Source organism: Yoonia sp. (assembly GCF_036007805.1).
Classification (GTDB): Bacteria; Pseudomonadota; Alphaproteobacteria; order Rhodobacterales; family Rhodobacteraceae; genus Yoonia.
In genome coordinates this window covers 1-15,653 of sequence record NZ_DASYOK010000135.1, presented here as the reverse complement: position 1 = coordinate 15,653, position 15,653 = coordinate 1, and the positions used below count along the sequence as shown (strand labels likewise).

Annotated in this window: 15 protein-coding genes; 11 read left to right on the top strand and 4 right to left on the bottom strand. The window is 57.8% G+C overall.

The genetic code is table 11. From position 1 onward, the window contains the following. Complete coding sequence (ubiE, locus tag VGP75_RS07585; RefSeq protein ID WP_327543078.1) at positions 1–753, bottom strand: bifunctional demethylmenaquinone methyltransferase/2-methoxy-6-polyprenyl-1,4-benzoquinol methylase UbiE; 753 nt, start codon at positions 751–753, stop codon at positions 1–3. A gap of 151 nt (positions 754–904) precedes the next feature. Between ubiE and mutM the strand changes: the two genes are divergently transcribed. The 10 genes from mutM to gyrB all read left to right on the top strand — a co-directional run bounded on the left by mutM (position 905) and on the right by gyrB (position 12,023). Beyond that, positions 905–1,756, top strand: a complete 852-nt coding sequence (mutM, locus tag VGP75_RS07580) for a bifunctional DNA-formamidopyrimidine glycosylase/DNA-(apurinic or apyrimidinic site) lyase (RefSeq protein ID WP_327543077.1) — start codon at positions 905–907, stop codon at positions 1,754–1,756. A gap of 62 nt (positions 1,757–1,818) precedes the next feature. Then, the gene (locus VGP75_RS07575) at positions 1,819–2,595 is read left to right on the top strand and encodes an enoyl-CoA hydratase (protein ID WP_327543076.1); all 777 of its coding nucleotides are present in this window, start codon (positions 1,819–1,821) and stop codon (positions 2,593–2,595) included. Positions 2,596–2,728: 133 nt separating this feature from the next. After that, on the top strand, positions 2,729–3,655 hold the full coding sequence (locus tag VGP75_RS07570; protein WP_327543075.1) for a type IV pili methyl-accepting chemotaxis transducer N-terminal domain-containing protein: 927 nt from the start codon (positions 2,729–2,731) through the stop codon (positions 3,653–3,655). 191 nt (positions 3,656–3,846) lie between these two features. Continuing rightward, positions 3,847–4,110 carry a 30S ribosomal protein S20 gene (gene rpsT / locus VGP75_RS07565; protein ID WP_055296927.1) on the top strand — a complete coding sequence of 88 codons (264 nt, stop codon included), beginning with the start codon at positions 3,847–3,849 and terminating at the stop codon, positions 4,108–4,110. Positions 4,111–4,706: 596 nt separating this feature from the next. Beyond that, entirely contained in the window at positions 4,707–6,044 is a 1,338-nt protein-coding gene (gene dnaA / locus VGP75_RS07560; protein ID WP_327543074.1) for a chromosomal replication initiator protein DnaA, read from the top strand. Positions 6,045–6,180: 136 nt separating this feature from the next. Beyond that, positions 6,181–7,299 (top strand): DNA polymerase III subunit beta, encoded by a 1,119-nt coding sequence (dnaN, locus tag VGP75_RS07555; protein WP_327543073.1) that lies wholly within the window; start codon positions 6,181–6,183, stop codon positions 7,297–7,299. A 61-nt stretch (positions 7,300–7,360) separates the two neighbouring features. Continuing rightward, entirely contained in the window at positions 7,361–8,461 is a 1,101-nt protein-coding gene (recF, locus tag VGP75_RS07550; protein WP_327543072.1) for a DNA replication/repair protein RecF, read from the top strand. Next, positions 8,458–8,886: a VOC family protein gene (locus VGP75_RS07545; RefSeq protein ID WP_327543071.1), complete on the top strand. Its 429-nt coding sequence runs from the start codon at positions 8,458–8,460 to the stop codon at positions 8,884–8,886. The genes recF and VGP75_RS07545 overlap by 4 nt, the downstream gene beginning before the upstream one ends. Further along, complete coding sequence (locus tag VGP75_RS07540) at positions 8,883–9,503, top strand: LysE family translocator (RefSeq protein WP_327543070.1); 621 nt, start codon at positions 8,883–8,885, stop codon at positions 9,501–9,503. The genes VGP75_RS07545 and VGP75_RS07540 overlap by 4 nt, the downstream gene beginning before the upstream one ends. Before the next feature lie 105 nt (positions 9,504–9,608). Then, positions 9,609–12,023, top strand: a complete 2,415-nt coding sequence (gene gyrB, locus VGP75_RS07535; protein ID WP_327543069.1) for a DNA topoisomerase (ATP-hydrolyzing) subunit B — start codon at positions 9,609–9,611, stop codon at positions 12,021–12,023. A gap of 6 nt (positions 12,024–12,029) precedes the next feature. On the opposite strand, the gene VGP75_RS07530 is transcribed toward gyrB, so the two are convergent. Genes VGP75_RS07530 through VGP75_RS07520 form a run of 3 tightly spaced genes read right to left on the bottom strand, consistent with a single transcriptional unit; the run spans position 12,030 to position 15,272 of the window. Continuing rightward, positions 12,030–13,085, bottom strand: a complete 1,056-nt coding sequence (locus VGP75_RS07530; protein WP_327543068.1) for an AbrB family protein — start codon at positions 13,083–13,085, stop codon at positions 12,030–12,032. A 9-nt stretch (positions 13,086–13,094) separates the two neighbouring features. Next, entirely contained in the window at positions 13,095–14,000 is a 906-nt protein-coding gene (gene trhO, locus VGP75_RS07525) for an oxygen-dependent tRNA uridine(34) hydroxylase TrhO (RefSeq protein WP_327543067.1), read from the bottom strand. A gap of 6 nt (positions 14,001–14,006) precedes the next feature. Then, positions 14,007–15,272: an Hsp70 family protein gene (locus tag VGP75_RS07520; protein WP_327543066.1), complete on the bottom strand. Its 1,266-nt coding sequence runs from the start codon at positions 15,270–15,272 to the stop codon at positions 14,007–14,009. A 146-nt stretch (positions 15,273–15,418) separates the two neighbouring features. Between VGP75_RS07520 and VGP75_RS07515 the strand changes: the two genes are divergently transcribed. Then, positions 15,419–15,653 (top strand): cysteine hydrolase family protein (locus VGP75_RS07515; RefSeq protein ID WP_526025504.1); only part of this gene is annotated, 235 nt, incomplete at its 3' end.

The window sequence follows — 15,653 nt, the reverse complement described above, 5'->3', positions numbered from 1 at the left end:
CTAGAGCTTCCACCCCGAATGCAGCGCCGCCACGCCCATCGTCAGGTTGCGATATTTGGCGTTCCCGAAACCGGCATCGCGCACCATCCCGAGAAAGGTTTCCTGATCGGGGAACTTGCGGATCGATTCGACCAGATACTGGTAGCTGTCGCGATCCCCCGCAATCATCTGGCCCATGCGTGGAATGACGTTGAAGGAATAGGCGTCATATGCGGCCTGCATCATCGGGTTGGGCAGTTGGCTGAACTCCAGCACCATCAAACGGCCACCGGGTTTCAGGACACGGTAGGCTTCGTTCAGCGCCTCTTGCGGGCGCGTCACGTTCCGGATGCCAAAGCTGATGGTATAGACGTCAAAGGTATTCGCCTCGAAAGGCAGGGCCATTGCATCGCCCACAACCCAATCAAGGCTGTCTGACATCTGCGCCGCCTCAGCCCGTTTGCGGCCTTCGACCAGCATCGATTCAGTAATATCGAGAACGGTCGAATGACCACGCCCTGCACGTTTCAGGAAGCGGAACGAGATATCACCGGTCCCGCCAGCCACATCCAAAAGCCGCTGTCCCGGACGCGGGGCCAGCCAATCCATCATCGCATCTTTCCAGATCCGGTGCACACCGCCCGACATCACGTCATTCATAATGTCGTATTTGCTGGCCACGGATGAAAACACGCCTTGCACGCGGCCTGCTTTTTCATCCTCGCGGACGGTTTCGAACCCGAAGTGTGTGGTATTGTCTGCCTTGTCGGTCATGTCATGCTTTCGCCTGAATACTGTCCCGCAAGGGGTTATACCCAAGCGGCGAAATAGACAAACTGTCAATGTGCCACGGCGCACGAATGGGGACGACAAGGGGCGCTGCAAAGCTTATGTAGTGGGCCACAGCAAAAACAGATGACATAAAATGCCCGAACTGCCCGAAGTCGAAACCGTCAAAGCCGGCATTGCCCCCGTGATGGAGGGCCGCGTGATTGCGCGCGCCGAGGTGAACCGCCCCGACCTGCGCTGGCCGTTTCCCGAGCGGATGGCAGAACGGCTGACGGGGCAGCGGGTTCTGGGTCTGCGCCGCCGCTCGAAGTATATCCTTGTTGATCTGGAAAGCGCGGAAACGCTCTTGATCCACCTTGGCATGTCGGGACGCATGTTGGTATCGGGGCAGATGATCGGTGAATTCCATCACCCTCATCCGGCACCCGCCAAACATGATCATGTTGTGTTCCATATGGAAAACGGCGCGCGCATTACCTTCAATGATGCCCGCCGTTTTGGCGCGATGGACCTGATGCAAACAGCGCGTCAGGACGATCATTGGCTGATCCGCGATCTGGGGCCGGAACCCTTGGGCAACGCATTCAATGAAACCTATCTGGTGGAACGTCTGAAGGGGCGCAACACACCGATAAAATCGGCGCTGCTGGATCAGCGGATCGTGTCGGGGTTGGGCAACATCTATGTCTGCGAAGTGTTGTTCCGCGCAGGCATCCATCCTGCACGCAAGGCAGGGCGCATTAGTGCTGCGCGTGCTGCCTCTCTGGTCCCCCTCATTCGCGATGTCTTGTCCGAAGCCATCGCCGCGGGGGGGTCATCCTTGCGCCATTACCGGCAATCCGATGGTGAACTTGGGTATTTCCAGCATGTTTTTCAGGTCTACGACCGCGCGGGAAAACCCTGCGTAACCCACGGATGCGACAAGACAATCACCCGAATCGTGCAGTCCGGAAGATCATCTTTCTTTTGTCCGCAATGCCAAAGATAGCTTGATCCGCCCGCCCGCTTTGCTAAGCCTTGGGGTCTGACCGGCGCAACAGGATGAGCAGCATGGCCTTTGACAAGATCATCGTAGATATCAGCGACAATGTCGCGACCATTACGCTGAACCGACCCGACGCAATGAACGCGCTGAACAGCGCCTTGCTGGGCGAACTCTGCACTGCGCTGGAAGACGCCGACGCCAGCGAAAAGGTGCGCTGCATCGTGATCACCGGATCCGAGAAGGCCTTTGCCGCAGGTGCCGATATCGCCGAGATGGCCGACAAGACATTCGTCGAGATGTACACCAAGCGCTTTTTCGAAAACGAAACTGATCGCTTCAACCGCACACGCAAACCGATCATCGCCGCTGTTGCAGGCTATGCGCTGGGCGGCGGATGTGAACTGGCGATGATGTGCGATTTTATTATCGCAGCCGACAACGCCAAATTCGGCCAGCCCGAGATCAACCTTGGTGTCATTGCCGGGATCGGTGGCACCCAGCGCCTGACCCGCTATGTGGGCAAATCCAAGTCGATGGACATGCATCTGACAGGCCGCTTCATGGATGCCGAAGAGGCCGAGCGCAGCGGTCTTGTGAGCCGTGTTGTTCCCGCCAAGAAGTTGCTGAGCGAAGCGAAAGCGGCTGCAGAAAAGATCGCAGAGAAATCCCAGATTGCGACGATGGCAGCAAAAGATGCGGTTGATCGCGCCTATGAAACCACGCTTGCCGAAGGTCTGAATTATGAGCGGCGGCTGTTCCAGTCGCTCTTTGCAACCGAGGACCAAGCCGAGGGCATGGCGGCCTTTACCGAAAAACGTGAAGCGCAATTCCGCGATAAGTAGACCTGTTCCTTCAAATCCACGCGGAAGTCGTGTGTGCAATCTGCGCACTTGATTTAGGTCATGGACCATCGGCCGCAGGTTGAATAGATCAGGCGGCGGGTGGTGGCGCGAAACAACTAAAGCGGCCAAAATTATGCGATATTCTTCTTTGCTGGCTTCCGTCTTCCTGACGGGTGCTATGATCATGCCGGTCAGCGGTCTTTACGCTGACTCTTCCTTTCAATCCGCGGGTAGTGCGCAGTCCATCATTCAGGACACGGGCGTTGCGAACCGGCTTGCGGCTGCCCAAGTGCTGTTGTCATGGACGCAGGCTTTGCCTGCTGCGGCCTGCCACCTGCACAATCAGGTCAATGTCGGAGATGCGGCAGAGCTCCTTGCTGTTGGCGATGCGCAGGTGGAGGAAGTGCTGAACGCGCTCTTGGAGGGTGATATCTTTTGGGGGATTGAAACATCTGAAACACGCCGCAAGACAATTGCCGAAATTGAACAACTGCGCGCCGCTTGGGCCCCTGCACAACAGGCGGCAAGGCGGCTTTTGGAAACGCCAACCGACAAAGACGCTGCATTGACCCTCGCGCAAGCAGCGGATGACCTTCGCGAACGAACATATCAATTGGCGACAATGCTGGATGCACAGTATTCGAGCTCGGCTGAAATCCAGGCGCGGGATATCATGTTCATTCAGCTGGCGGGCCGACTGGTCACTTTGAATCAACAAATGGCACTTCAGGCCTGCCTGCTCTGGTCGGAAGGGATGGACCAGACAATAGCTGATGAACTCAAGCAGACGATCCAAGCCTACAATGGCACCTTGAGCGCCTTGAGCAATGGTTTGCCGCAGATGAGCATTTTGCCTCCGCAGACACCCGGGATCGCGGACAAACTGACAGAGATCGGCAGGATCTGGGTGCGAAATCAGCCAGTGCTCAATCTCGTTGCTGTGGATGAAGAGATATCCGAGCAACAGCGATTTGACCTCTACTACACCTTGATTGACGAGAAAGTGGTCTTGCTTGATTTGCTCTATCTTTATCAGGACCATTCAAAAGTGGCCTTCTAACAGGCTCAGTCGGGATCATTGCCTTGTGATTAGGGGTTGAAACGCTGTGTTGTCTCGCTTAAACGCGGCGCCATACATGCGCGTGAGGCCCGCTTTGGCCAGAATCACCGGTTCGAAAACCCGGGGCTTGGGCTTGATGCGCGAATGATATTCAATTTGGCCCGATCAAGGCCCAGCTAGGAAACGAACACATGGCAAACTCACCTCAGGCGAAAAAACGCGCCCGTCAGAATGCAGCACGCTTTGCAGTCAACAAAATGCGCCGTTCGCGCATTCGTACATACCTGCGCGCTGTTGAAGAAGCGATTGCATCCGGCGATCCAAAGGCTGCAGCAGCGGCCTTGAAGGCGGCGCAGCCAGAGCTGATGCGCGGTGTGACCAAAGGTGTCATGCATAAGAATACAGCTTCGCGCAAAATGTCCCGTCTGGCGGCACGCGTCAAATCTGTCGGTTGATTCTGCCGCAATCGGCAAAAGCTAAAAAGTTCAAGCGCGTCCAGACTGGGCGCGCTTTTTTTGTGCCACTGTGGTCTGTCTGCGCAGAAAATGAGACATTTCAAAGGGCCGAGAGATTCTTTTCCGACAATCTCTGAGTCAAGCGCGATGTTATGTTGAAGAGGCCCCAAACCCCTTGCTACCTTGGCCCTGCGATTCACATCGTTCCGGGGGGACATGAGGGGATTTGCGACTGATTGGGTGATAAGACATCGTTGATGACGGGTTTTTTCACCAAAGCAGAAAGCAAATCTCATGCGACGGTGCCATGGAGATTTCAGTGTAAACTGTGAACCCATGTCATTGTGTGTCTGCGTCAGGGCCAAGGTCTGCTCTTTGGTTTCTGTCTGCTGTTCGTGGCCCGTTGAGCTGCCGTTTGGCGTCTGTCTGTATCGTTGCGATGCCGGCTGTCGTCTCGGTCTATGGTTTTGGGTAAAAGGCGCAGGGATCAAGTTGGGCAACTTGATCGAGGCGATCTTTTTTGTCCTGGGCATTGTGGCGCAGGCGCGATCTTCGCGTCTCACGTGGTTGCTGCGAATGTGGGACAAAGGCATAAAATGACGAATGAAATTTGGGCGACGGTTTTGGCTGCTCTGAAAAGTGCATTGGGGAAGAACAGTTATTCAAGCTGGATTGAACCGCTCGAATTCAAAGAATTGGTAGATGGTGTGGCAGTATTTGATGTGCCTACGAATTTTATCGGGAATTATGTCTCACAGAACTTTGGCGACCAGATTCTGTATCACATGAATAATCTGGGCCAAGAGGTCCAGCGCCTGCAATTCCGTGTCCCGTCGCAAATGCGCCCCACAACCAAACCGAATGCGACCAGAAAAACCGTCGAGCCCGAAGGTGGATCAGGCGCGCCTCTTGATAGCCGGTTTACATTTGATACCTTCGTCGTCGGCAAACCGAACGAGCTGGCCCATGCGGCCGCCCGCCGCGTGGCAGAAGGCGGCCCTGTTACATTCAACCCGCTGTTTCTTTATGGGGGTGTCGGGCTGGGTAAAACCCACCTGATGCATGCGATCGCGCATGAATTGAAACTACGTTCGCCCGAATTGAACGTGCTTTATCTCTCTGCAGAGCAGTTCATGTACCGCTTCATCACCGCATTGCGTGAACGCAAGATGATGGACTTCAAACAGCTCTTCCGCTCGGTCGATGTGCTGATGGTGGATGATGTGCAGTTTATCGGCGGCAAGGACAGCACGCAGGAAGAATTCTTTCACACCTTCAACGCGCTTGTCGATGGTCAGAAACAGATCATCATTTCTGCTGATCGCGCGCCGGGTGAAATCAAGGACCTTGAAGAGCGGATCAAATCCCGCCTGCAATGTGGTCTTGTCGTGGACCTGCACCCGACAGATTATGAGCTGCGCCTTGGCATTTTGCAGTCCAAGGTCGAGGTCTACTCCGCCCAATACCCCGAACTTCAGATCGCCGATGGTGTGCTGGAGTTCCTCGCGCACCGCATTTCGACCAATGTGCGCGTGCTCGAAGGGGCGCTGACACGTCTTTTCGCCTTTGCGTCGCTCGTGGGCCGCGAAATTACGCTGGACCTGACACAGGATTGCCTGTCTGACGTGCTCAAGGCGTCGGACCGCAAGGTGACGGTCGAAGAGATCCAGCGCAAAGTCTCCGAGCATTACAACATCCGCCTGTCGGACATGATCGGCCCCAAGCGCGTGCGCAACTATGCCCGCCCACGCCAGATCGCGATGTATCTGGCCAAGCAGATGACCAGCCGCTCACTGCCTGAGATCGGGCGGCGTTTCGGCGGTCGTGATCACACAACGGTCATGCACGGGGTCAAGCGGATCGAAGAGCTCAAGGCGCTGGATAGCCAGATTGCCGATGATCTGGAACTCTTGCGCCGCGCTTTGCAGGAATAGCCCTGTAAAACAGGCCCAAAGCTTGACGCGGACACACCCATCGTCAACAGTCCAGAAAACGCTTGAGGGTGGCGCAAAATAGAGTACATTTTGCGTCCCGATGGCGTCAGATGCCAAGATATGCGGAGATTGGGACATGAAATTCAGCATTGAACGTGCGGTGCTACTTAAGGCTGTGGCGCAAGCGCAGTCCGTGGTCGAGCGGCGCAACACAATCCCGATCCTCGCCAACGTTCTGATCGAAGCAGAAGGTGACACTGTCCAGTTCCGCGCGACCGATCTCGACATCGAGATCGTCGACCGCGCGCCTGCCAAGGTGGAACGCGCAGGGGCGACAACGGTTGCTGCGGTCACCCTGAATGAAATCGTGCGCAAACTGCCTGATGGGGCTTTGGTCACCTTGACCGAAGATGGCGCATCCGGGCGGCTGACGATCGAGGCAGGCCGTTCGAACTTCTCTCTGGCGACGTTGCCGAAAGAGGATTTCCCTGTGATGGCCTCGTCTGACTATGCCGCCAATTTCTCAGCGCCTGCCCCCGTGCTGCGCCGCCTGTTTGATAAATCCAAATTTGCGATCTCGACCGAAGAAACCCGCTATTACCTCAATGGTGTCTACATGCACGTTGCTGATGGCGAAGGCGGCAAAGTGCTGCGGTGTGTTGCCACCGACGGCCATCGCCTTGCACGGATTGATGCCGATCTTCCTGCGGGTGCGGCCGAAATGGCAGGTGTGATTGTGCCACGCAAAACCGTGGGCGAATTGCGCAAGCTGCTTGATGATGACGATATGCAGATTGCGGTATCCGTGTCGGAAACCAAAGTGCGCTTTGCGACACCGGATATCACGCTGACCTCGAAAGTGATCGACGGAACGTTCCCAGATTACACCCGTGTGATCCCGCAAGGAAATACCCGCAAGCTGGAAGTGGACGCCAGCGAATTTGCCCGCGCCGTGGACCGCGTGGCGACTGTATCATCCGAGCGGTCGCGCGCGGTAAAACTGTCGCTCGATGAGGACCGTTTGATCCTTTCCGTCAATGCACCTGACAGCGGTGCGGCTGAGGAAGAGCTTGCCGTGGCCTATAGCGATGAGCGGTTGGAAATCGGGTTCAACGCGAAATACCTGCTAGAAATCGCAAGCCAGGTAGACCGCGAAAACGCGGTGTTCATGTTCAACACCGCAGGCGATCCGACCTTGATGCGCGAAGGCAACGACACCTCTGCCGTCTACGTCGTCATGCCGATGCGCGTGTGACGGGGCCCAAAATTTTTCAAAATTTTGGAGGCAGGATTTTCCAAAATCCTGACAACCGCTTGTGAATACGCTCGCCCTGCAAGAGCTGACGTTGTCGCATTTCCGCTCGCACAAACGCGCATCGCTTGCGCTTGATCCGCGCCCCATGGCGATATTCGGCCCCAATGGTGCGGGCAAGACCAACATCATTGAAGCTGTCTCGCTTCTTTCTCCCGGGCGTGGCCTGCGCCGCGCAGGGGCCGAGGACTTGCCGCGCCGTCCCGAGGCCTTGGGCTGGAAAATCACCGGTATCCTGCAATCCTTGCACCAAACCCACGAGGTCGAAACATGGGCCGAGGCAGGCAATCCGCGCCAGCTCCGCATTGATGGCAAGGCCGCTCCGCAAACAGCCTTGGGGCGGATCGGGCGCGTTCTTTGGCTGGTGCCTGCGATGGACCGGCTCTGGATCGAAGGTGCCGAAGGACGCAGGCGCTTTCTTGATCGCGCGACGCTCAGTTTCGAGCCGACCCATGCAGAGGCGGTGTTGACCTATGAAAAGGCCATGCGCGAACGCAACCGCCTGCTCAAAGACATGGTGCGCGACGCCCATTGGTATACCGCGATCGAGGCGCAAATGGCCGAGGCGGGCGCCACTATCCAGCGCAATCGCCATGATGCAATTGACGCACTGACCACGGCGCAAGCCTCCGCCACGACAGCCTTTCCCACCGCCACGCTCGCGCTCACATCCCCCGAGCCGGTGCCGGACGACCTACAGTCCGCGCTCGCCGACAACCGCGCCCGCGACATGGCGGCAGGCCGCACACTGATTGGGCCACACCGCGCCGATCTGGACGCTGTCTTTGCCGACAAGGGCGTGCCTGCCAAGGACTGCTCGACCGGCGAACAGAAGGCGCTGCTGATCAGCCTGATCCTTGCCAATGGCCGCGCGCTTGCCCGCGATTTCGGTGCGCCACCCATCCTGTTGCTTGATGAGGTCGCAGCCCATCTTGACGCAGGCCGCCGCGCAGCGCTCTATGATGAAATCTGCAGCCTCGGCGCACAGGCCTTCATGACCGGCACAGGGCCCGAACTTTTCACCGAACTCGGCGCGCGGGCGCAATACGCGGAAATCACTGAGGTAGACGGACAATCTACCGTCACGCAAAGGGATGCACTATGACACCACAACGCGTCACATTGATCACCCTCGGGGTGGCGGATCTGGAGCGTTCCAAAGCCTTCTACGCGGCTCTCGGCTGGACCCCGACCAATGACGAAGGGGAAGTTGTGTTCTACCAGATCAACGGCATGGTGCTTGGTCTTTTTGGTCTTGCTCCCTTGGCGAAAGATCAGGGGCGGCCTGATGCGAAACTGGGCACCGGTGCCGTCACGCTGGCGCAGAATTTCACCACAGACGCAGATGTCGATGCCGCCTATGCCGCCGCCCTTGCAGCAGGGGCAACGCCACTCAAAGCACCGGAAAAGGTCTTTTGGGGCGGCTATTCGGGTTACTACGCGGACCCTGACGGTCACGTCTGGGAAGTTGCGCAAAACCCGTTCTGGACCCTGAACGCCGACGGCAGCCTGGCGTTGGACACCGCATGACAATCTCGGCCTACGAACTCCTGCTCTATGCAGGAGCGCTGATCATCTTGTTCATGACACCCGGCCCTGTGTGGGTTGCGCTTCTCGCACGGTCACTGTCGGGCGGGTTTCAGGGGGCTTGGCCGCTCGCGATTGGTGTGGCGATTGGCGATATTCTTTGGCCGCTGGTCGCGGTGTTGGGGGTGGCATGGCTGGTGTCGGAATTTGCAGGCTTCATGGATGTCCTGAAATACGTCGCGGTGCTTGTCTTCATGCTGATGGGCGCGGCATTGATCCGCAACGCCGACCATGGGCTGGATGCCAACAGCAGGCTGATGCGGCCGGGCAGATGGGCAGGGTTTCTGGCCGGTGTCGCCGTCATCGTTGGCAACCCCAAGGCGGCGCTGTTCTATATGGGTATCCTGCCCGGATTTTTTGATCTGAGCAGGGTCACGCCTTTCGATATGGTTGCGATCTGCACGCTGAGTTTCATGGTGCCTTTGGTCGGAAATCTTGTACTGGCCGCCTCTGTGGATCGTGTGCGCGGTGTGCTGAAATCACCCGCTGCAGTGCGCCGGATGAACATCATCGCGGGCTGTCTTTTGATCGGTGTGGGCGTTGTTATCGGGCTGACCTGAGCCGCTAAGCGCCAGACCGCAAAAACCACAAAATATTGTGCCATTTGCGTGACAAACGCCCCCCAAAAGCGTATATTTTGGGCAGAAGAATACAGGATTTCCGACATGGCCAATGAGCCCCAACAACAAGAAGACTACGGCGCAGATTCCATCAAAGTTCTCAAGGGCTTAGAGGCGGTACGCAAGCGCCCGGGCATGTATATCGGTGACACCGATGATGGATCCGGTCTGCACCACATGGTTTATGAGGTCGTCGATAACGGGATTGACGAGGCTTTGGCCGGTCATGCCGACCATGTCTATGTGAAAATCAACGCTGATGGATCGGTCACTGTTGGCGACAACGGGCGCGGGATTCCTGTGGGCATCCACGAGGGCGAGGGTGTTTCTGCCGCCGAGGTCATCATGACCCAGCTGCATGCGGGCGGCAAATTTGACCAGAATTCCTATAAGGTGTCAGGCGGTCTGCACGGCGTGGGCGTGTCGGTTGTAAATGCGCTTTCGGATTTCCTTGAGCTGCGCATCTGGCGCGATGGCAAAGAACACTACGCACGCTTCGAAGGTGGCTTTACCAAAGAACACCTGCGCGTTGTGGGTGACGCAAACGGGCGCAAAGGCACCGAGGTGACGTTCCTTGCCTCGACCGATACTTTCAGCAACCGTGACTTTGAATTCAGCATTCTGGAAAAGCGTCTGCGCGAACTGGCTTTCCTGAACTCCGGCGTGCGCATCATCCTTGAGGATCTGCGCCCTGCCGAGCCGCTCAAATCGGAGCTGTTCTATGAGGGCGGCGTCAAGGAATTTGTGAAATACCTTGATCGGTCCAAGACCCCTTTGATGGAAGAACCCATCTATGTGACCGGCGAACGTGACGAGATCGGCGTCGAAGTCGCGATGTGGTGGAACGACAGCTATAACGAAATGGTACTGCCCTTCACCAACAACATCCCGCAGCGTGATGGCGGCACCCATCTGGCCGGTTTCCGCGGCGCGCTGACCCGCGCTATTGCGAAATATGCGACCGAGACGGGGATTTCGAAGAAGGAAAAAGTGTCTCTGACCGGCGATGATGCGCGGGAAGGTCTGACCTGCGTTTTGTCCGTCAAAGTGCCGGACCCGAAATTTTCCAGCCAGACAAAAGACAAGCTGGTCAGTTCGGAAGTCCGCCCGGCCGTCGAGAATCTCATGGGTGAAAAGCTCAACGAATGGTTCGAAGAGAACCCGCAGATGGCAAAGTCGATCATCTCGAAGATCGTTGAAGCTGCCGCCGCCCGCGAGGCCGCGCGCAAGGCCCGCGAAATCCGCCGCAAATCGGCGATGGACGTGAATTTTAACGCCTCCAAGCTGAAGGACTGCTCGGAAAAAGACCCCTCGAAAACCGAAGTCTTCCTTGTCGAGGGTGACAGCGCTGGTGGTTCTGCCCAGACAGGGCGTGATCGCGGCACACAGGCGATCCTGCCGCTGAAGGGTAAAATCCTGAACGTCGAACGTGCCCGCTTTGACCGGATGCTCGGCAGTCAGGAAATCGGCAACCTTGTCATGGCGCTTGGCACCGGCATTGGCCGCGACGAATTCAACATCGAAAAGCTGCGCTACCACAAAGTCATCATCATGACTGACGCGGACGTCGACGGGGCGCACATCCGTACTTTGCTGCTGACCTTCTTCTTCCGGCAGATGCCGCAGCTCATCGAAGGTGGCTACCTCTACATCGCACAGCCACCGCTTTACAAAGTGTCGCGCGGCAGGTCCGAGGTTTACCTCAAAGACCAGCAGGCGATGGATGAATACCTGATTGAGCAGGGCATTGATGGCGCGATGCTACGCCAAGGCAACGGCGAAGAAATCGCAGGCGCTGATCTGCGCCGTGTCGTGGAAGAGGCCCGCCAGCTCAAACGTGTGCTGGAAGCCTTCCCGACGCATTATCCGCGCCACATTCTCGAACAGGCCGCCATCGCCGGCGCCTTTGTCCCCGGTGTTGTGGAAAACGACCTGCAAGGCACGGCTGATCGCGTGGCCGAGCGGCTGAACCTGATTGCGCTGGAATGGGAACGCGGCTGGCAAGGGCGCATCACCCAAGACCACGGTATGCGGCTGGCCCGTATGCTGCGCGGTGTCGAAGAGGTGCGCACGCTTGACGGCCCGATGCTGCGCGGTGGCGAAGCACGGCGCACGGGTACCTTCACCCAAAGCCTGCAGGACGTTTACAACCTGCCTGCTACACTGATCCGTAAGGACCGCAGCCAGGCGATCCACGGCCCGCTTGACCTGCTCAAGGCGATCCTTGAGGAGGGCGAAAAAGGCCTGTCATATCAGCGCTACAAGGGGTTGGGCGAAATGAACCCGGATCAGCTTTGGGAAACCACGCTGGACCCTGACGCGCGCACGCTGCTTCAGGTCAAGGTCGAGGATCTGGCTGAAGCGGATGATTTGTTCACCAAGCTGATGGGTGACGTGGTTGAACCGCGCCGCGAATTTATCCAGAACAACGCGCTGAACGTCGAGAACCTTGATTTTTAGCGCCTGCTAGCCTTTTCTGGTCCGCGTCAGCGTGAACAGGAAAGGCGCCAGCGCGATGACCATCGTGATGCGGATGATATGCATCACCGAAACATAGGCAACGTCCTGGCCCATGGCGAGCGTCAGCAAGGACATCTCGGTCAGACCACCGGGCGAAAAGGCCAGAAAGGCCTGCGCAAGGGGGATGCCGCTGATTCTGACAATCAATTCCGCAAACCCCACGGCGGCGATCAGCATCAGGAATGATGCGACCGCCGACAGCCCGATATCGGTTCTGATTTCGCGCAAAGTTGCCCCGACAAACCGTGTCCCGATAATCGTTCCAATCGTCACCTGTGCGGCGATCACAAAAATCGTCGGCGGCGCCACCGTCACCCAACCCGCGATATGGGCCACACCGCTCAGGATCATGGGGCCGAAAATGGGTGCGGCAGGCAGGCCAAGCCACTTGCCCAAAATCGCGCCCAGCACAGCGCAAATGCCCAAGATCGCGTAATCCAGCGCGGTAATCTGATAAAGCCCGATCCACTGCGCGCGCGCCTCCTCGCCGCCGCTTGTCACACCCAGCACCAAACCAAAGAACAGTGCCACAAATACGATGATAATCAAGACGCGCGCCGCATGGGCCAAAGCGATCCGGCGCTCGTCCCCGCCCGCCGCAGCGCCGAGGATCAGCATTTCATTGATCCCCCCGGGCATCGCGGAATAGAAAGCTGTCACCGGATCGTAGCCGCCAAGCCTGCGGTAAACGGCATATGAAATCCCAGCCGCGCAGATCAAAAATAGTGGCAGCAACAACAGCGTGATGAGCCAGCTTCCCAATAGCCCCAGCACGTCCGCCGAGACACCAGACCCCAGCATCACGCCGATCACGGGGATCACATAGGGGCGCAGCCTGTCCGGGCCAGCGATTGGTGCCCGCAGCATCGCGGCCACTGTGTTTGCCACCATCGGTCCGAGCATCCATGGCAAAGGTAATGCGAAGTAATAGGCGGCCAATCCACCGCACAGCCCAATCGTCAGCGCCAGAAACTGCGGCATGAAGGGGTGCGAACCGTGCATACTGAGGCCTTAAACCCCACCGATATGGTGCGTGCCACGCGCCTTGGCCAATTGCATTTGCTTCTGCCGCTCGCGGAAACGGCTCTTATCCGCCTCTGACGTCTCGTGAATGCATTGGTGGCAGGATACGCCTTGCTCGAACGCCGGATGTTCGCGGTCTTCGGGCCGTAGCGGACGACGACATGCATGGCACAGGATATGCGGCCCTTCCGAAAGCCCGTGTCCCACGCTCACCCGCGCATCGAAAACGAAACATTCGCCGTCCCATTTGCTTTGCTCCTGGGGGACTTCTTCGAGGTATTTGAGGATGCCGCCCTTCAGGTGATAGACATCTTCAACACCCTGACCCATCAGGTAATTCGTTGATTTCTCGCAGCGAATCCCGCCTGTACAGAACATTGCGATCCTTTTGTTGTGGAACCGGTGCTTGTTCTTTTCCCACCATGCGGGGAATTCGCCAAAGCTTTTGGTTTCGGGGTCGACGGCACCTTCAAAGGTGCCAATCGCCACTTCGTAATCGTTGCGCGTATCAATCACAGCCACGTCAGGGGCGCTGATCAGATCGTTCCAATCGGCAGGGTCCACATAATTGCCGACCCGCGCCACCGGATCGACATCGGGCTGGCCCATCGTCACGATTTCCTTTTTTAGCCGCACTTTCATGCGGTGGAAGGGCGGCGTGCTTGCCGTGCTTTCCTTCCACTCCAGATCGCCGCAGCCGGGCAGGGCGCGGATATGCGCAAGCACGGCATCAATGCCAGCGCGCGGTCCGGCAATCGTGCCGTTGATCCCCTCTTTCGCCAAAAGCAGGGTGCCCATGATCCCGCCGGACTTGCACAAATCCAACAATGGCCCCCGCAGGGCGGCGGGGTCATCAAAGCGGGTAAAGTGATAGAGCGCAGCGACAGTATACATAGGCACTCAAATACGCCTGTCCGCCGAAAGGGGCAAGTCGCGGGATGCAGCAATTGCCAGACCGTCCGCAACAGCGGTAAAGGCCTCGGCCCTTTCATGCGCGGCCTGCGGGAAAAGCGCTGTCATCGTATCCTCGACCACCGTCAGAAGGCTGGAGCCGCCCACAAAGACGATCTTGGTAATCCGGTCCGGTCCGATGTCGGCCATCGCGAGTGTTTCGCGCGCGCAGGTCCCAATTTGTGCGGCCTGATCTGCCAGCACATTCTCCATCGCCTCTTGGGTCAAACGCGCCCAGAGCGCGGGTTCGATCACGCGCAGATCAATCCCCACATCCGCGCGATCCGGCTGATTCAGTTGAATTTTCCCAGCTTCCACAGCAAAGGCAATGTCATGGCCCAATTCCATCTCAAGAACGGTATTGAGCCGTGCGAATAGCGCGGGATCAACGCCAAGCTTTGCAAAATCCGCCGCCATCCGCCGGTTTTCGGGGGTATAGAGAAAAGGAATTTTTTGCCACGTGGCAAGATCGTTGAAAATTGCGTTGGGGGCCGTGTGCCGCCCTTGGCCCATCGCATTGCGCACCTCGGCACCGCGCCCCAACAGCGGCATGACTTGTGCGATACTGATCGCGCGGTCAAAGTCGGTACCACCAACGCGCACGCCGTGGCTTGCGATAATTCGCGTTGTCTCGCCGTCGCGTTCAAAGATGGAGAAATCCGACGTACCGCCGCCGATATCCACGATCAGCCCCAGTTCACCGCGATCTATCGGGCCACTGGCAAGGGCGGCGGCCTCGGGTTCGTACATAAACGCCACGTCTTTGTAGCCTGCCAAAAGATAGGCCTCACGCAGGTCAATCTCGGCCTGCGCGTTGCGGGCGTGATCGCTGGAATGAAACCGCACCGGGCGGCCTGACAAGGCGACCTCAAAATTCTGGCCGGTCTCTGCCTCGGCACGTTCACGGATCATTTGCAGAAACCGCGCCACGACCTCTAGTAGCGTCATGCGTTCATAGGCAATCTGGCGCCGCTCACGCAGTAAAGGCGTGCCCAGCACCGATTTCAGGGCCCGCATGAACCGCCCTTCACGCCCCTCGATTAACGCGGCATTGGCGACTGAGCCATAGGTCGTGACCTTGCGGTCATAATCAAAAAAGACCGAAGTCGGCAGCGTCGTGCGCCCCTGTTCCACCGCAATCAGATGCGGGCGGCCGGCAGCCATGATGCCCGCAGCGGTGTTCGAGGTGCCAAAGTCGATGCCCAAAACCGCCATTTCTACCACCTGATCCTTGCGTGAAAGAGGCTGCAGATAGGAAAATAAGCTGCCACTGACAAGCGCTGTTTTCCAAATCCAATAAAGCGGTCGCAGGTCGGGGCCGAACAGGTTAGCTTGCGGCCATCAACAATTCGGAGCCCGCCATGACCCATGCCCTACTCGTAATCGATGTCCAAAATGATTTCTGCCCCGGTGGCGCATTGGCGGTCGCGGGTGGCGATGAGATTGTCGCAGGCATCAACACGGCCATGGCCAGTTTCGATGCGGTGATCCTGACCCAAGACTGGCACCCTGCAGGCCATTCTTCATTTGCATCTACGCATGATGCGGCCCCGATGAGCATGATGGAAATGCCTTACGGGCCGCAGGTGCTCTGGC